At 45.0% G+C, this 16,528-nt stretch carries 24 protein-coding genes; 19 read left to right on the forward strand and 5 right to left on the reverse strand.

Annotation, left to right across the window (positions count from 1 at the left end; translation table 11 throughout):
* Nucleotides 1-47 precede the first annotated feature (47 nt).
* Nucleotides 48-176, reverse strand: a complete 129-nt coding sequence (locus ACTIE0_RS08845; RefSeq protein ID WP_280949157.1) for a hypothetical protein — start codon at nt 174-176, stop codon at nt 48-50.
* 86 nt (nt 177-262) lie between these two features.
* Here ACTIE0_RS08845 and ACTIE0_RS08850 point away from each other — a divergent pair, with 86 nt between their 5' ends.
* The 3 genes from ACTIE0_RS08850 (at nt 263) to ACTIE0_RS08860 (ending at nt 1,084) form a co-directional block, all read left to right on the forward strand.
* Complete coding sequence (locus ACTIE0_RS08850) at nt 263-538, forward strand: hypothetical protein (protein WP_006670699.1); 276 nt, start codon at nt 263-265, stop codon at nt 536-538.
* Nucleotides 519-716 (forward strand): DUF2283 domain-containing protein, encoded by a 198-nt coding sequence (locus ACTIE0_RS08855; protein ID WP_006623474.1) that lies wholly within the window; start codon nt 519-521, stop codon nt 714-716. Before ACTIE0_RS08850 ends, ACTIE0_RS08855 begins: the two co-directional genes overlap by 20 nt.
* An 80-nt stretch (nt 717-796) precedes the next feature.
* A complete protein-coding gene (locus ACTIE0_RS08860) occupies nt 797-1,084 on the forward strand; it encodes a hypothetical protein (RefSeq protein ID WP_439516883.1) in 288 nt (95 codons plus the stop codon).
* Nucleotides 1,085-1,097: 13 nt separating this feature from the next.
* On the opposite strand, the gene ACTIE0_RS08865 is transcribed toward ACTIE0_RS08860, so the two are convergent.
* Nucleotides 1,098-1,280 carry a hypothetical protein gene (locus ACTIE0_RS08865; protein ID WP_223064830.1) on the reverse strand — a complete coding sequence of 61 codons (183 nt, stop codon included), beginning with the start codon at nt 1,278-1,280 and terminating at the stop codon, nt 1,098-1,100.
* A 40-nt stretch (nt 1,281-1,320) separates the two neighbouring features.
* On the opposite strand from ACTIE0_RS08865, the gene ACTIE0_RS08870 reads away from it, so the two are divergent.
* From ACTIE0_RS08870 to ACTIE0_RS08930, 13 genes are all read left to right on the forward strand, one after another.
* Entirely contained in the window at nt 1,321-1,560 is a 240-nt protein-coding gene (locus tag ACTIE0_RS08870; RefSeq protein WP_006670690.1) for a DUF2281 domain-containing protein, read from the forward strand.
* On the forward strand, nt 1,557-1,976 hold the full coding sequence (locus ACTIE0_RS08875) for a type II toxin-antitoxin system VapC family toxin (RefSeq protein ID WP_006623471.1): 420 nt from the start codon (nt 1,557-1,559) through the stop codon (nt 1,974-1,976). Before ACTIE0_RS08870 ends, ACTIE0_RS08875 begins: the two co-directional genes overlap by 4 nt.
* 276 nt (nt 1,977-2,252) lie before the next feature.
* On the forward strand, nt 2,253-2,531 hold the full coding sequence (locus ACTIE0_RS08880; RefSeq protein WP_006623473.1) for a hypothetical protein: 279 nt from the start codon (nt 2,253-2,255) through the stop codon (nt 2,529-2,531).
* A 122-nt stretch (nt 2,532-2,653) separates the two neighbouring features.
* Nucleotides 2,654-2,851: a DUF2283 domain-containing protein gene (locus tag ACTIE0_RS08885; RefSeq protein WP_006623474.1), complete on the forward strand. Its 198-nt coding sequence runs from the start codon at nt 2,654-2,656 to the stop codon at nt 2,849-2,851.
* Nucleotides 2,852-2,931: 80 nt separating this feature from the next.
* Nucleotides 2,932-3,207 (forward strand): hypothetical protein, encoded by a 276-nt coding sequence (locus ACTIE0_RS08890; protein ID WP_228116406.1) that lies wholly within the window; start codon nt 2,932-2,934, stop codon nt 3,205-3,207.
* 157 nt (nt 3,208-3,364) lie between these two features.
* Complete coding sequence (darT, locus tag ACTIE0_RS08895) at nt 3,365-3,991, forward strand: type II toxin-antitoxin system toxin DNA ADP-ribosyl transferase DarT (protein WP_006670698.1); 627 nt, start codon at nt 3,365-3,367, stop codon at nt 3,989-3,991.
* A 35-nt stretch (nt 3,992-4,026) separates the two neighbouring features.
* Complete coding sequence (gene darG / locus ACTIE0_RS08900; RefSeq protein ID WP_006670688.1) at nt 4,027-5,082, forward strand: type II toxin-antitoxin system antitoxin DNA ADP-ribosyl glycohydrolase DarG; 1,056 nt, start codon at nt 4,027-4,029, stop codon at nt 5,080-5,082.
* Nucleotides 5,083-5,262: 180 nt separating this feature from the next.
* Nucleotides 5,263-5,604, forward strand: coding sequence for a DUF433 domain-containing protein (locus ACTIE0_RS08905; RefSeq protein WP_006623478.1), 342 nt, complete (start codon nt 5,263-5,265; stop codon nt 5,602-5,604).
* A gap of 107 nt (nt 5,605-5,711) precedes the next feature.
* The gene (locus ACTIE0_RS08910) at nt 5,712-5,924 is read left to right on the forward strand and encodes a DUF5615 family PIN-like protein (protein ID WP_006623479.1); all 213 of its coding nucleotides are present in this window, start codon (nt 5,712-5,714) and stop codon (nt 5,922-5,924) included.
* 158 nt (nt 5,925-6,082) lie between these two features.
* A complete protein-coding gene (locus tag ACTIE0_RS08915) occupies nt 6,083-6,379 on the forward strand; it encodes a hypothetical protein (RefSeq protein ID WP_006623481.1) in 297 nt (98 codons plus the stop codon).
* The gene (locus ACTIE0_RS08920; RefSeq protein WP_006623482.1) at nt 6,331-6,681 is read left to right on the forward strand and encodes a hypothetical protein; all 351 of its coding nucleotides are present in this window, start codon (nt 6,331-6,333) and stop codon (nt 6,679-6,681) included. Before ACTIE0_RS08915 ends, ACTIE0_RS08920 begins: the two co-directional genes overlap by 49 nt.
* Nucleotides 6,674-7,087 carry an HNH endonuclease gene (locus tag ACTIE0_RS08925; RefSeq protein ID WP_006623483.1) on the forward strand — a complete coding sequence of 138 codons (414 nt, stop codon included), beginning with the start codon at nt 6,674-6,676 and terminating at the stop codon, nt 7,085-7,087. The genes ACTIE0_RS08920 and ACTIE0_RS08925 overlap by 8 nt, the downstream gene beginning before the upstream one ends.
* A gap of 10 nt (nt 7,088-7,097) precedes the next feature.
* Nucleotides 7,098-8,264, forward strand: a complete 1,167-nt coding sequence (locus ACTIE0_RS08930) for a cysteine desulfurase family protein (RefSeq protein WP_006670687.1) — start codon at nt 7,098-7,100, stop codon at nt 8,262-8,264.
* Nucleotides 8,265-8,438: 174 nt separating this feature from the next.
* On the opposite strand, the gene ACTIE0_RS08935 is transcribed toward ACTIE0_RS08930, so the two are convergent.
* The gene (locus tag ACTIE0_RS08935; protein WP_006623485.1) at nt 8,439-8,963 is read right to left on the reverse strand and encodes a DUF4149 domain-containing protein; all 525 of its coding nucleotides are present in this window, start codon (nt 8,961-8,963) and stop codon (nt 8,439-8,441) included.
* Nucleotides 8,964-9,245: 282 nt separating this feature from the next.
* On the opposite strand from ACTIE0_RS08935, the gene queC reads away from it, so the two are divergent.
* Together queC and tatC are read left to right on the forward strand one after the other, a co-directional pair.
* On the forward strand, nt 9,246-9,926 hold the full coding sequence (queC, locus tag ACTIE0_RS08940; protein WP_006623486.1) for a 7-cyano-7-deazaguanine synthase QueC: 681 nt from the start codon (nt 9,246-9,248) through the stop codon (nt 9,924-9,926).
* 428 nt (nt 9,927-10,354) lie between these two features.
* On the forward strand, nt 10,355-11,116 hold the full coding sequence (gene tatC, locus ACTIE0_RS08945) for a twin-arginine translocase subunit TatC (protein WP_396442691.1): 762 nt from the start codon (nt 10,355-10,357) through the stop codon (nt 11,114-11,116).
* On the opposite strand, the gene ACTIE0_RS08950 is transcribed toward tatC, so the two are convergent.
* On the reverse strand, nt 11,072-12,262 hold the full coding sequence (locus ACTIE0_RS08950) for a glycoside hydrolase family 10-like protein (protein ID WP_006669337.1): 1,191 nt from the start codon (nt 12,260-12,262) through the stop codon (nt 11,072-11,074). The genes tatC and ACTIE0_RS08950 overlap by 45 nt on opposite strands.
* 176 nt (nt 12,263-12,438) lie before the next feature.
* On the opposite strand from ACTIE0_RS08950, the gene ACTIE0_RS08955 reads away from it, so the two are divergent.
* On the forward strand, nt 12,439-14,058 hold the full coding sequence (locus ACTIE0_RS08955; protein WP_006669336.1) for a calcium-binding protein: 1,620 nt from the start codon (nt 12,439-12,441) through the stop codon (nt 14,056-14,058).
* 431 nt (nt 14,059-14,489) lie between these two features.
* On the opposite strand, the gene ftsH3 is transcribed toward ACTIE0_RS08955, so the two are convergent.
* Nucleotides 14,490-16,292: an ATP-dependent zinc metalloprotease FtsH3 gene (gene ftsH3 / locus ACTIE0_RS08960; protein WP_006623490.1), complete on the reverse strand. Its 1,803-nt coding sequence runs from the start codon at nt 16,290-16,292 to the stop codon at nt 14,490-14,492.
* Nucleotides 16,293-16,528 lie beyond the last annotated feature (236 nt).

Raw genomic sequence — 16,528 nt, forward strand, 5'->3', positions numbered from 1 at the left:
AATTCACCAGATATATAGAGCCGGAGGAATTTGATAAGCTGGAGTTGTCAGATTTCTGAAGTGGCGATCGCTACACTGTCAACTATAAAAGCGATCGCAGCTTTCCCGAATCCCCAATTGCTATAATAGAGCAACTCTTTCTGTGTTAGAGGTTTTCCAATGTCTATCATTACCATTGATGTCCCCGATCAACTTTCGGGACAACTGACACAAATAGGCGATCGCCCTTGATTCCTGTCAATCTAAACCGGAGGCGATAGCTTTGACTGCCGAAAAAAGGATAGAACTAAGTCAACACGCCTTACTAAAAATTGAAGTCTTAGAAACTCACGGAATCACGATTTCTCCAGAGATAATTCAAGACACAATCCGAGCGCCAGACAAAGTAGAGTCTAGGGGAGGAGAAAAATACATCGCTCAAAAAAGATTAAATGAGACTTTAGTTCTCAGAGTCGTTTACAGAGAATATGCCGATCGCATTTTAGTCATTACCCACTACCCAGGAAGGAGGTCGCGATATGAAACGGATTCGATATAGTCCAGATGTGGATGCTTTGCTGATTGAACTATCAGAGGAACCCATTGCCTATGCTGAAGATGAAGGCTCCCTAATTCTTCACTATTCTTCCAGTGGAGAGGTAGTGACAATCGAGGTTTTAGATGTCAAAGAATTTATGGCTAAAAACTCCACTGCTGAAGTGAGTTGTGAAAATTGACCTTTAGCTTGATGTGCCCACTTTAAATGCGTTAGTTAAACCTAACCATTTCCCATACCTTGTACCACCAAATTACCAAATTGGCAGAAAGAGACAATATCTCCCTTGACCAATGGGTGGCGATCGCCTTTTCGGCTCAAGTTTCCCCTTGGATGACTCAAGATTATGTCGTGGAGCCAGCAAAACGGGGAAATTGGGAACAATTTAAACAGGTTTTGAGCAAGGTTCCCTTAGTTCCGCCGGAGGAAGTAGTTGTCAGATTTCTGAAGTGGCGATCGCAGATTTACCCTTCCTCTGATCAAATAGTACCACCTCTTCAAATGGTCGTATTTTACAAGATTTTCCTCAACTCAGCGCCCAAGATTTAGTCAATGCTTGGAACTATTCCCAGGCTAGAGGAAATGGAAGCGGCAATTCAAAGAAATGAGGATGATTGAAATAGGGTGCGTCTTGATGCCGATGAAAATTTCCCTCTTCCAATTGTCGAATTCCTGCGTTTAGCCGTTCACCATGTCCACCCAGCGATCGCGATTCTATGCCTGGATGGATCACAATCACTTTCAAGCTGATATAATACTCAATAAACTAAAAATGGAGATCCGCCATGAGCCTTGTTCAGACCATTGTGGAAAAATTGGAAAATTTACCTCCTGAAAAACAGCAGGAAGTGCTTAATTTCGTAGAATTGTTACACTTACAAATTGCACCCGATACAGATCTCTCTCAAGAAGATGAAACTGCCGAATCAGTTCTCACTAAAGCGGCACAATTTATTGGCTGTGTGGAAGGACCAGCGGATCTCTCAACAAACAAAAATTATCTTGAGGGATACGGCAGGTCATGAGACGGGGAATCATCATCGATACGGGGCCATTGGTTGCGTTACTTAATAAACGCGATAGTTGGCATGAGTGGGTAAAACAGGAAGTGGCTCAAGTTAAACCGCCTTTATTGACTTGTGAATCGGTAATTTCAGAGGCTTGTTTTCTTTTAAAAAACCTACATAACGGTCAAGAGTCAGTTATTTATTTACTAAATAACGGCACGATTCAAATCTCTTTTCGCTTGAATGAAGAAGCCGCTTCCATACAAGAACTGTCGAGGCGCTACCAGTCGGTGCCGATGTCCCTTGCAGATGCCTGTATCGTTAGGATGGCTGAGTTATATCCTCAAAGTATGGTGTTAACCCTCGACAGCGATTTTACGATTTACCGCAAAAACCGAAATCAAGAAATTCCTCTCATTATGCCTCCCAGCTAAGTAGGTCGGCGGAATTAACCCGAAGTTGAGCAACCGGCATAACCCTGGCAGCAAAAGGGTTTTAGGCAAAACGAATCTGGAAATATTTTCGCCTACCTACTTAGTCCTGACTTTGTTTAGGGAGTGTTCGCTGGAAAGTTCCTCTTATATTTCTCTTGATCTACAGAGCGTATTCAGGGGGTTAAATTTCAGGGTGATGGCAGATGCTTTAAACCTTTCCCTTCTATCTCGACCACCTCTCTCTCTGCCAAGCAACGATTTGATTGGAGGTTCGATATGCCTAGAATTACCATTGATGTCCCCGATGAACTTTCGGGACAACTGACACAAATAAGCGAGATTCAGCCCAACTATAGAACCCAGTCTATCGATACTGATATCAATGCTGAACTCCATCAGTTTAAATTGTGGCGATCGCTCCCTTTATGGAAAAAAGCAGAGATAGTCAGCGGTTGGACAAACGGGGTTTGGCAAATGTCTCTCATGGCGATTCAAAACCACTTCTCCAGAGATAATTCAAGACACAATCCGAGCGCCAGACAAAGTAGAGTCTAGGGGAGGAGAAAAATACATCGCTCAAAAAAGATTAAATGAGACTTTAGTTCTCAGAGTCGTTTACAGAGAATATGCCGATCGCATTTTAGTCATTACCCACTACCCAGGAAGGAGGTCGCGATATGAAACGGATTCGATATAGTCCAGATGTGGATGCTTTGCTGATTGAACTATCAGAGGAACCCATTGCCTATGCTGAAGATGAAGGCTCCCTAATTCTTCACTATTCTTCCAGTGGAGAGGTAGTGACAATCGAGGTTTTAGATGTCAAAGAATTTATGGCTAAAAACTCCACTGCTGAAGTGAGTTGTGAAAATTGACCTTTAGCTTGATGTGCCCACTTTAAATGCGTTAGTTAAACCTAACCATTTCCCATACCTTGTACCACCAAATTACCAAATTGGCAGAAAGAGACAATATCTCCCTTGACCAATGGGTGGCGATCGCCTTTTCGGCTCAAGTTTCCCCTTGGATGACTCAAGATTATGTCGTGGAGCCAGCAAAACGGGGGAATTGGGAACAATTTAAACAGGTTTTGAGCAAGGTTCCCTTAGTTCCGCCGGAGGAAGTAGTTGTCAGATTTCTGAAGTGGCGATCGCTACACTGTCAACTAGAAATGCGATCGCAGCTTTCCCGAATCCCCAATTGCTATAATCGACAGGGTAAGCCCATCTAATTCGGTATTAAATTTAATTGACAAAAAAGTTAGCTTACAGTATGTGGAAATGAAACGGGCGGGAATGAGTGATGAGTACATGATGCTTACCCTCAAATCCTGCTGTCACGCCTGATTGAGATCTGCTTACCCTCCTCCGTCCCCCTATGATTGTCAGATGACCACCTATATCTACCATATTACCCATCTTAAAAATTTACCCTCTATTTTGCGTTCTGAGGGCCTCCTTGCTAACAATCACTTAAAATCTCAGCCGATCAATTATGTAGATATTGCTCACGAAACCATCCAGAATAAACGCGCTCAAATTAATATTCCTTGTTCCAGGGGCGGCACTCTTCATGATTACGTTCCTTGGTATTTTGCGCCTCGTTCTCCGATGCTTTATGCCATATCCAGAGGCAACGTTCAAGGATATGAACAGGGGCAAAGTCCGGTGATTCACTTAGTGGCAACAGCGGAGGATATCGCAGCAGCAAGTCTTCCTTTTGCATTTACGGACGGTCACGCAATTGTTAGGTATTCAGAATTTTATGACAATCTCGACTCTCTCAATGCGATTGATTGGGAGATTATGAATGCAGGGTATTGGGCAGATACCCTGGAGGATGGAGACCGAAAGCGCCGCAGACAAGCGGAATTCTTGGTTTATGAGTTCTTCCCTTGGACACTCGTGCGAGAAATCCGGGTGATAGATGCCGGAAGAAAAGCCGAGGTTGAAGAAATATTACAAAACTTTACGATTTCGACACCTGTAAAGGTTTTTCGGGAATGGTACTATTAAAATTAAGGCATTGACCAAAAGAGCAACTCCCGGCAATGATTCACTTTAAGCAAGGCAACCTATTGACAGAAAAGGCTGATGCCCTTGTGAACACCGTTAACTGTGTCGGTGTCATGGGGAAGGGGATTGCTTTGCAATTTAAGCAGGCGTTCCCGGAAAATTTCCGAGCCTATAAAACAGCTTGTGATGCTAAGAGAATCCATCCGGGGCAGATGTTTGTAGTTGCTACGGATAAGCTATTCCCCAAATACATCATTAATTTCCCCACTAAGCGCCACTGGAAGGGAAAATCTAAAATAGAAGATATCAAAGCGGGATTAATTGCACTGGTTGAGGAAGTCAAACGGTTAGAAATTACCTCGATCGCAATTCCTCCTCTGGGATGCGGAAATGGGGGCTTAGATTGGGCGGCAGTTAAGCCTCTCATCGTTCAATCTTTTGCGGAAGTTCCCGATATTGAGGTGATGATTTTTGAACCGACTGGCGCACCGGTGGCGGACCAAATACCGGTGGCTACCTCTACCCCTAAAATGACCATCGGGCGTGCTTTATTGATTCGCTTGCTGGAATTGTACGGGATTCCTGGGTATCGCTTAACTAAGCTGGAAATTCAAAAACTCGCCTATTTTTTGCAAGTAGCTGGCGAACCGTTAAGACTGCGCTACGTCAAACATCAATTCGGACCTTATGCAGACAATCTTAATCATGTTTTGCAAAAGATTGAAGGTCATTACATTCGCGGATATGGCGATCGCACTGAAACTTCGGCAATGTATGTCTTAGAAAAGGGGCGTGACGCTGCCGATCGCTTTTTATCAGCACATCCCGATACGGGCGCGCGCCGGCAACGAGTCAGCGATTTAATTGAAGGATTTGAGACCCCTTACGGGCTGGAAATGTTGGCAACCCTTCACTGGGTGGCCACGGAAGATCCGCAAGCTGCCATCGATTGCGATCGCGCTATTGAAAAAGTACAGGAATGGAGCGATCGCAAGCGCCATCTATTTAAACCTAACCATCTGCGAATAGCTTGGGAACGCCTTCACACTCAGAACTGGTTTAATATCAATAGCGATGCCGAAACCCCATAATGTTCATGACCCCAAAAAAATGAGCCAAGGATAAGTATTGATCGCCGAATACGGCAGGTCATCAGACGGCGAATTATCAATGCTATGACTTGGATGCCAAAACCTGAAAATTATTTTCATCTTTTCACCTCTAAGTGTTAGCCTTTCAGCTAAAATAGCAGAAAACTGAGTTAAGACAAAATGCAACTTCAGGATTACTTTGACATTCTCTCCTCTGATGAAATTCGCATCAAAGGCTCCCGAATCGGTATTGAAACGATTCTCTATGAGTACATCTATCGCCGTTGCACGGCTGAGGAAATCGCGAAAACTTATCCTTCGCTGACTCTAGAGCAAGTTTATGCCACAATTCTGTACTATCTTCACCATCGAGACATCGTAAGCAATTACATGGGTAACTGGTTGGAATATTGCCTAAAATCTGAGCGCGAACAGGATAATAATCCTCCGCCGCCTGTGGTCAGACTCTTAAATTTAAAAGCAGAAGGAGGGATAAAAAAGCCAGTTTTCCATGAACATTAAATACTTAATTGATGAAAACTTACAGCTTGTTCACCAGTCGCTTAATACATTGCCCTCACCCTAAATCCCTCTCCCTCTGTGGGAGAGGGACTTTGAGAGGTGATCAGATGATTTCTGAACAGGCTGTACCTCCTCTCTATCAAGAGCAAATTTTACGTCGTACCCGGGATTTAACCGTTTGGATGGTGGGAGACCCAGGAATTCCACCCAGAGGGACTCAAGATCCAGAAATATTGTTGTGGTGCGAACTCAACAAGTTTGTTCTGGTGACGAACAATCGCCGGTCAATGCCAGTACATTTGGCGGAACATCTAACCTAAGGTCACCACATACCGGGAATTTTTGTTTTGCGTCCAAAAGCAGAAGTTGGGGTCGTTATTCAAGAGTTGATTTTTATTGCGATCGCAGCAGAGGAAAATGAATTTCAAGACCTAATCATTCACATCCCACTGAAGTAATCTCAAACCTTTGATATCTGATGACTGACTCTCCCCCTATCTATCTCGACTACCACGCCACGACGACCGTTGACCCCAGAGTGGCTGAGAAAATCCTGCATTATATGACGGTAGAATTTGGGAATGCTAACAGTATAGACCATATTTATGGCGATCGCGAAACTCTTACTCAGGATGAGTTGTTACAAAAAAGCGATCGCACCCGGCAGTTTTCCGTTAAGGTGAAGTTATCCCCTCTGCCAAGCAACGATTTGATTGGAGGTTCGATATGCCTAGAATTACCATTGAAGTCCCAGATGAACTTTCAGGACAGTTAACACAAATGGGCGATCGCCTGCCCGAACTTCTGGTCCAATTTCTCCAACAACCGGCACTCCCGGTCCATATTTATCGCTATATCCTCAATTTTCTCGCCAGCGCACCCACTCCCGAAGAAATTGCCGCCTTTAAACCCACACCTGAAATGCAGGAACGCTTACAAACGTTGCTATCTCGTAGCAAAACGGGGCAACTGACACCCGCCGAACAGCAAGAATTGGATGAGTACGAACAAATCGAACATCTAATTATTATGCTGAAAGCTGGCAATCTTCATTATTTAAACCGGGTAAATGAGTGAAAACTATATCAGCGCATCACTTCGCCGTTTCGTTGAAGAACGAGCCAATTATCGCTGTGAATATTGCTTGCTTCCAGCAAATGTTGCATTTTTTTCTCACGAAATCGACCATATTATCGCCCAAAAACACGGCGGTATCACCGAGGCGAATAACCTGGCTTTGACCTGCTGGCGTTGCAATCGCCACAAAGGTAGCGATCTGGGTTCTTTCGATCCAGAAACGGGAGAATTCAGTTTTCTATTCAATCCTAGAACCCAGGAGTGGATAGAACACTTTACTCGGGAACAATTGACAATTTTGGGGGTGACTCCAGAAGGACGCACGACGGTTAAACTGCTTCAAATGAATACCCAGGATCGGCTGACCGAAAGACGGCGATTGTATAATAGTTCAGACTTGATTTGATAGATATTCAATGACTGACTCTTATCCCATCTATCTCGACTACCATGCTACCACTCCAGTTGACCCCAGAGTGGCTGAGAAAATCCTGCATTATATGACGGTAGAATTTGGGAATGCTAACAGTATAGACCATATTTATGGCGATCGCACCCAAAAAGCTGTATCCCAAGCGGCGCGACAAGTGGCGGAATTAGTCGGTGCTTCCCCAAGAGAAATCATCTTTACTTCTGGCGCTACTGAAAGCATTAATTTGGCTATTCAAGGTAGCATCATTAATCATCAATCCCCATATTTGCCGAGAATTGCCGTCTCTCCCGTGGAACATCCAGCCGTTTTAGATACCGGTCAGGCTTTAGTTAAACAAGGGTTAATTGATATCACTTATTTGTCCGTTGATAAACAGGGTCAAATCGACTTGGAATCCGTGGATAAGGTGTGCCGGGATGGGGTTTCTCTGTTATGTGTGATGGCTGCTAATAACGAAATTGGGACGATTTATCCCATAGCAGAAATCGGCAAAATTGCCCAAACTCACCAGGTCGCTTTTTTGTGCGATGGCTCCCAAGCTGTGGGTAAAATACCTATCAATTTTGAGGAATGGGGAATCACTTATTTGGCGATTTCTGGTCATAAACTCTACGGACCAAAAGGAGTCGGTGCGTTGGTGGCTAGAAAAGGTTATCCACTCAAGCCGATGATGTTTGGCGGCGGACATCAAGGAGGAATGAGGTCTGGTACTCTCAACGTGCCGGGAATTGTGGGGTTGGGAGAAGCCTGTCGCCTGCGAGGTTTGGAAATGGCAGAAGATGAGGCAAGAATTGCTAATTTGCGCGATAAATTACAGGATTTACTACTTGAAAAAATACCCGGTTTGGTGGTTAATGGAGATATTAATCATCGCTTATCGGGAAATCTGCATATTTCGATTCCAGATGTTCCGAATAGTGCGATTATAGCACGAGTGCGCGATCGCCTGGCGATTTCTACGGGGGCGGCTTGTTCCTCTGGAGTGGAAGCACCATCCCATGTTTTGCGGGCGATCGCTTTATCCCCAAATGCCATGGAAGGAGCCTTGCGAATTGGTATTGGCAAATTTACCACCGAGTCGGAAATTCATCGCGCCGCCGAGATTTTAGCGGGTGCTATTGGTACTATCCGCCAGTTGATGGAAGCCTAGGGCGATCGCCTAATTCCCTCAACTACGCCACACTCACCCAGGGGCTATTTTGCCTCAAATATCCTGTGCTATTATCCACTAATAAATCACGTCAACCATGAAAAAACTAGGCTACAATCCTGATATATTGGCGGGTTATAACCTAGTCAATTCCTAATAGTAATATTAGGGTCATTACTGTTCGATGGTTTCAGCAAAATTATGATTATGATAACACCAAGCTAAAATAGTCCCGGCGGCGAACAGTTTTAAGGATTCCAGACTTAAATAGCCAAAGTGTAGTTGGTTCATCCCCTCTGGAGTCGATTCAACAGGGTTAAATAGATTCAAATTCACCCCTAGGGCAGTCATTTGGGGGGTGAGGCTGTAGGTGTACAGTAGAGCGATCGCCAACAAGATAGAAGATAACACCGTCAGGGTACGAATCCGATTACTGAACCCTTCAGGTAGAGTCATTCCTAACACCATCATTCCGGTTAAGGCTAAGGCGGCGAAAAGGATTTCCATATGATTAAATGCCGAGAAAACTATTCCGCCTGTGGAGGCAAAACTAGGTTCTTGCATCATCCCAGATACATACATCGCTGGCATAATTACCACATCCAAAATCAGGCTGCCACCGACCCAAAATGCCATGGTGATCAGAACCAGAGTTAGCCAGCGGGAGGGACTGTATTGAACTTTAGGTATAAATGTCATGATTAATAATACCTCGTAACTTGTCGTTTACTTATTAACCAGTGTAGCGAATTTTTGGGGAAGTGAATATGAAGTATTTTTGCGATTTGCCGTCGGCAGAGAATTGTTAAGAAGTTTGTAGTAATTTAACTAAAGGCGATCGCCTTCTATCCCCTAGCAGATGGTGATTTGCTCCCCTCTTAGGGTCATAGCCCATAGATCTAGGTAATTGTTATTAACTTTTGTTACAATTAATTCTATAATTGAAGTAACAAAGATGAAGTTGGGTAAAGGCGAGATAACGTGAAAGCAGTAATTCTACTCTCTGGTGGACTTGATTCTTCCACAGTGCTGTATCAGGCGAAAGCTGATGGCTGTGAATGCTATGCACTGTCCTTCAACTACCAGCAGCGACACCTACGAGAATTGGAGGCGGCGGCCAAAATTGCCGAGGCGGCGGGGGTAGCAGCTCATCAAGTGGTAGAGTTTGACCTCAAGCGTTGGGGAGGGTCAGCCTTGACGGATCATAACATCGATTTACCTTGCGATCGCACTTTGGCAGAAATGTCCGCAACCATCCCCATTACATACGTCCCCGCCAGAAACACCATTTTTCTGAGTTTGGCGCTGGCTTACGGGGAAACCATCGGAGCCGATCGCATTTATATTGGAGTCAATGCACTAGACTACTCAGGATATCCCGACTGTCGCCCTGATTATATCGCCGCCATGCAGTCCGTGTTCCGTCTGGGAACCAAACAAGGACGCGAAGGTAATGCTATTACCATCAACACTCCCCTAATTGACCTCAAGAAAACAGATATCATCCAATTGGGGAACAGTTTAGGGGTTCCCTGGGAATATACCTGGTCTTGCTATGGGGGAGAAGCCCAAGCCTGTGGGGTATGTGATGCTTGTCGTTTGCGTCTGGCTGCTTTTGAAGCCTTGGGGTTAACTGATCCCATTTCCTATGCTAAAAGATAACATCTAACTAACTCTCTTGTTCATAGCGCCAAACACTCCCTAACAGTTCCCTAACAGTTAATTCTATGGAAGACCAATTTTCACAATCTCCTAATTCTGATGCTTATGAGGCTCTGTGTCAAGAGGCGACTGTTCTGCATCAAAGAATTACCAATCTCAAACAACTTCTCGCAGAAACAGAACGGGAGAATCAGAAACTACGCGCGGAATTGGAGGCGAAAGAGACTGCCAAAACTGAGAACCCCACTCCCCCAAAAACTCCCGTAATTCAACCAGATAGCTTGACTATGGCTGCGACTCCTCAACAGGTTTCCAGACCCGCCGATACTAATGGCAAAAATGGTCAAGCACCCTTGAACGGGAATGGCTCAGTTAATGGTTCCCAACCCGCCACCTCTACTAGGGCTAAAAGTTCATCAACAGCCACTCTGATTAAGCCACCAGAACCTCAAATTTCCCCCGATGATGATGACTACCTCAACCAAATTCCTGATGATGTAGAAATGTCTCTGTTTGACCACCTGGAAGAATTAAGACAGCGCATTTTTTACTCCTTAATTTCTGTGGTCGTTGGGATAGTTATTTGTTTTATCGCAGTTAAACCAATTGTCCAAATTTTAAAGGTTCCCGCTCAAGGGGTAAAACTTTTACAATTGGCTCCGGGAGAGTATTTCTTTGTCTCCCTGAAAGTGGCTGGATATAGCGGTTTACTGGTGGCGAGTCCGTTTATTATTTTTCAGATTATCCAGTTCGTTTTACCAGGACTTACCCTCCGGGAACGACGATTTTTGGGTCCGGTTTTTCTGGGGTCAACTTTTCTGTTCTTAATCGGATTGGTTTTTGCTTATCTGGCTATCGTTCCGGCGGCTCTGACGTTCTTTATTAATTATGGTTCTGAGGTGGTAGAACAGCTATGGTCAATTTCTGAATACTTTGAGTTTGTCCTGAAATTGTTGTTGGTAACTGCGATCGCATTTCAAGTGCCGATTATTCAGATTTTGTTGGGGATATTAGGTATTGTCTCTTCTCAGAAAATGTTATCTATCTGGCGATATGTGGTGATGGGAGCCGCTATTATGGGGGCATTTTTAACCCCCTCTACTGACCCATTGACTCAAAGTTTGTTGGGAGGCGCTATTGTCTTCTTATACTTTGGCGGCGTGGGAGCGGTTAAACTCCTGGGAAAATAACTTTTTCAGCCGATTTTCTCGCTCCTCTGGGGGGTCTTCCGCCCAATTCCACAGGCTTTCATAGAAGAAAAAAGATACTCCCGCAAAATGGCGATCGCGTACATTTATCACCTGTTCTTCTATGATATGGGTCGCGGTGGGACGATTGTTTAAACCGCTTAAAATCCCGATGACAACCGGAATATGATGTTTGGCTAATTCGATTTCTGCTCGTTCTATTTCTCTGATAAAATGAGACATATCAGAACGATAGATTTGCGGCACTAACTGTTCAATCCAACCTTTTCTCTCCCAAGTAAACCAGTCCTGAAGATAAGCCGGAAGCGCAAAATGTAGGGGGTTCGGAGACAGGGAAATCAGACAATCTTCTTGAATCGCTTTAACTCCATAAAAGACCCTCTCCATAAACTGATTCAGTTGGTCGGCTCGCCATCTCACCCAATAGGTATCTAGGGGATTTTCTGGCGGTGATTGACCGTGTTCATCCTGAAATAGTTGGACCGTAAAGGGGTCGTAACCTAACTCAGCAGGTAAGCCAAAATGATCATCAAATTGAATGCCATCAATATCATAGTTCTTGACAATTTCAGTCACTAGATTTAAAATGAATTGTTGTACTTCGGGATGAAATGGATTTAACCACACCCACTCAGGATTTCCTCCCGGTTTCGTGAAACTACCATCTTGGGTTTGTGTTAACCAGTTCGGGTGAAGTTTGGCTAATTCTGAATCAATGGGAGCCATAAACCCAAACTCGAACCAAGGGATAACTTTTAATCCCCGTTTATGTCCTTCCCGCACCACCTCCGAGAGCATATCTCGTTTTTGTAATCCGGGGTGGGGGTCTAGGGAAATACCAAAAACCTCCTCAGCTACACGGCTAGGATATAGGGTATAACCTCCCTGCCACACGGTCGGATAAATAGTGTTAAAATTCAGATTTCGTAGGCGGTCTAAAGCCTGAGTTAAGCCGGATTTTGAAAATAAAATATCACTGTCAACATTAGTTAGCCAAACTCCCCTGATTTCCGTGACAGACCTGGCTGGAATTGGAGAAGTAGAGGAAATGGCGATCGCCACAAAAACACTAACAGCTACCACCAATGAAATCAACAGTTTCCAGAATCTATAGGGTGTTTTGCTCATCTCCGATAATGGGTAGTTGTGTCTGTGGGTGAATCACTCTTAATTATCAACGATGATCGTCAATTATTAAAATTTCGGCTGGGAATCGGTTGCCATCTTCTTGTGGTAGACTCTCGGAGAGAATATGCTATTCTGAAAAAAATGGCTCTAGCAGTATTGATCGTGAGGTAAGTTGGATGAGTGCTTTCGGGTTTGGCACAATGGCACAGGATATAAATATATCACCATTATCTGACCTTACCGATATTATTGATCAGGAATCCATACGCGAGGAAGAAGAAGACCCGGAGATCGGACTCCTTGACAATAGCGATAATGACACCCTCCCCGTTGACAATGGCGATAATGGGGACAATGGCGATAATGGGGACAATGGCGATAATGACACCCTCCCCGTTGACAATGGCGATAATGGGGACAATGGCGATAATGGGGACAATGGCGATAATGGGGACAATGGCGATAATGGAGAGGAGGAGGAGGAGGAAATCCCTTTTATCCCAGAACCCGCGCCACCAATTCCTCAACCGACACCTGCACCTTTTGAACCCACACCTCCTCCGGTTGCTCAACCGACACCGCCGCCTCCGGTTCCCATTCCTACACCACCACCCACACCCACACCCACACCCGCACCGACTCCTACACCTACACCCACACCGACACCCACACCGACTCCTACACCGACTCCTACACCTTCTCAACCCACACCGACTCCTACACCTTCTCAACCCACACCAACTCCTACCCCTTCTGAACCCACACCGACACCTTCTGAACCCACACCTTCTGAACCCACACCCACGCCGACTCTACCAAGCGCAGATCATGTGTTTGAGGGTGGCGACGGTAATAGTTTAATTTTGGGAACAGAAGGAAATGATTTGCTCTATGGTGGGGGTGGTAATAATACCCTCTATGGTTTTACCGGGAATGACACCCTGATCGGAGGTGGGGGTAATGATCTCCTATATGGGGGTCAAAATAACGATTTCTTAGATGGCGGAAATGGTAACAATACCCTCTATGGAGGTTTAAATGATGACACCCTATTGGGGGGAATTGGTCGAGATCTGCTATTTGGAGAAGCAGGTAATGATTTCTTAGATGGTGGCGATGGTAATGATACGCTCTATGGCGGCGAGGATAATGATACTTTATTGGGTGGTAATGGTAATGATCTTTTGTTTGGAAATCAGGGAAATGATAGCCTAGATGGGGGTCCGGGTGATGATACTCTCTATGGGGGTAAGGGTGATGATACTCTGTTGGGTAGCCAGGGTGATGATATACTGCTAGGAAACCAGGGAAATGATATCCTCTATGGCGGAGATGGGGATGATTGTTTATATGGGGGTCAGGGTGATGATACTCTCTATGGCGGTCGAGGTAGGGATTATTTAAGTGGCGATCGCGGTAATGATTTCCTGGTTGGTGTTGATACTAGCGCTGATTTCCCAGGACTGACAACTATTGACACCCTGGTTGGGGGAGAAGGTTTTGATACTTTTGTATTAGGCAATGAAAAAGGACCGTTTTACGATAACGGTAATGATGATATTAATGGTGTGGCTGACTATGCTTTGATTTTGAATTTTAACAGCGCTACTGATGTCATCTTACTGAGTAATGACGATTATTTATTCTCTACTGATATCCCCCAACCACTCCCACAAGGGACTGCTATTTTCCGTCGGACTCCCGGCGAAAATGAGTTGATTGCTATCTTAGAAGGGGTCGTAGATCTTCAATTTGATGGCACTAATCTTGATGATGGACCGATTAGGTTTATCTAGCCAAATAGTAGGGAGTGACTGTATGCACATAATGGCGCTTTTGTCAAGAGGGACAAAAAAAGCGATCGCTTTTTGCCTCAAAACTCGTGCATCGTGAATTTAATATTTTGCTGAGAGAATAATTTATCTGGCGATATAATCGGGGTTGTAGCCTTTATGTTTGCATAAGGACAGAGCAAGCCCTTGGTATCGATTTCTGAGATGATAGCATAACCCCTATAATCTCGTCAACTTTTTGCGAGAGATTTTCAATAAAAATGTATTAATTCTTAACGTTCTTTGGAAATTCAAATCGATGGGGCTGCATAAATTAGTAAAGTTTATGTGATGGTAGGTAGGTTTTGGGGGGGAATGGATTGTCGATGAAAAAAAAGGCTATCCTGAAAGTGGATAGCCTGTGAATGAAGGAAAAATGGGGTTAAAAAGGAGGCTTAGGCGATCGCAGCCATTTTGACATCGCTAGAAGCTAATAACTCCTGCAACTCCTCAGAATCAACGGTTTCTTTCTCAATGAGCATTTCTGCCAAACTATCGAGAACAGGGCGATTTTCTTCGAGGACTTGACGAGCGCGTTTATAAGCCTCATCAACCAAAGCGCGGACTTCTTCATCAATAGCGGATGCGGTTTCCTCGGAGAAATCACGCTCGGACATAATATCGCGACCGAGGAAAACATTACCCTGCTGACGACCGAGAGCTACCGGACCAAGGCGATCGCTCATACCAAAGCGGGTAATCATTTGACGGGCTACCCGTGTAACCTGCTGAAGGTCATTAGAAGCACCTGTAGTCACTTCTTCCTCACCAAAGACAATCTCTTCGGCTAAACGACCACCGAGGGCTACAGCCATTTGATTTTGCAGGTAAGAACGACTATATAAACCAGAGTCCATGCGATCTTCACTAGGCATAAACCAGGTTAATCCCCCAGCGCGACCACGAGGAATAATACTGATTTTCTGAACTGGGTCATAGTCAGGCATCAACGCGCCAACTAAGGCGTGACCAGCTTCGTGGTAAGCCACTAGGGTTTTGCGTTTTTCGCTCATCACCCGATCTTTCTTCTCAGGACCTGCTAAGACGCGATCAATAGCATCATTAACCTCATCCATAGAGATTTCGGTGAGGTTGCGGCGGGCGGCTAAAATGGCTGCCTCGTTTAACAGGTTAGATAAATCAGCCCCAGTAAAACCAGGAGTCCGACGGGCAATTTTATCGAGATCTACATCTTTACCAAGGGTTTTACCTCTGGCGTGGACTTGCAGAATTTCGGAGCGACCAGAATAGTCGGGGCGATCGACTACTACTTGGCGATCGAACCTTCCCGGACGCATTAGGGCTGCATCTAGTACATCAGGACGGTTAGTAGCAGCAATAATAATAATGCCTGTATTGCCTTCAAACCCATCCATTTCGGTCAGTAACTGGTTAAGGGTTTGTTCCCGTTCATCGTTACCACCGCCAAGACCTGCACCCCGTTGGCGACCAACTGCATCAATTTCATCAATAAATACAATACAGGGAGCGTTGGCTTTGGCTTGCTCGAATAAGTCCCGGACGCGGGAAGCACCCACACCGACAAACATCTCCACGAATTCTGAACCGGAAATGCTGAAGAAGGGAACTCCGGCTTCCCCGGCTACGGCTTTGGCGAGGAGGGTTTTTCCGGTTCCCGGAGGTCCTACCAATAGCACGCCTTTGGGAATTTTCGCACCAATGGCGGTGAAGCGATCGGCGTTTTTGAGGAAGTCTACTACTTCGCTCAGTTCCAGTTTGGCTTGCTCAATACCTGCTACATCTCCAAAGGTAACTTGGGTTTGGGGTTCCATTTGGACTCTGGCTTTGGATTTACCAAAGTTCATGGCTTGGCTACCTGGTCCGTTTTGAGCGCGACGTAATAGGAAGAACAAGCCCACTAGGAGCAAAATCGGGAAGAACAGGCTACTTAATGCTCTGAACCAAAGTCCTTCCTCGGTTTGGGGTTGTACCGCAATGTCAACATTGTTTTCACTCAGAATGTTGATCAGGTCTGGATCATTGGGTAGATTTACTAGGATTTTGGAGCCATCCTGGGCTGTAACTAGGGCTTTAGTGCGATCGGCACTAATACTCACTCGTTCAACCCGGTTCTGTTGGACTTCCTGGACAAAGGTACTATATTTCCAGGTTTCCCTGCTTTGGGGTTGTTTGTCAAACAATGTCGTTGCTAAGGCGATGACGACAATAGCCAGCATTGCATATAAGACCGCGTTTCTCCACCGTTTATTCACGGGGGTCTATCCTCCTACTGATTTTTTGTCGATCCCAGATTCTCTGGTATCTTTGATATTATGTTTACCAATCTTAACGTATTTTTCAGAAATACGGGGTCTGGGAACAGATTACCTATATTCGACTGATACATTTACGCGACATTTATCCGGCTATTGCCTGACAATGCGACGATAGCACTATTACCCGTTAAGGTAAC

The sequence above is a fragment of the Limnospira sp. genome (assembly GCF_051859755.1).
In the GTDB taxonomy this organism is placed as follows: domain Bacteria; phylum Cyanobacteriota; class Cyanobacteriia; order Cyanobacteriales; family Microcoleaceae; genus Limnospira; species Limnospira fusiformis.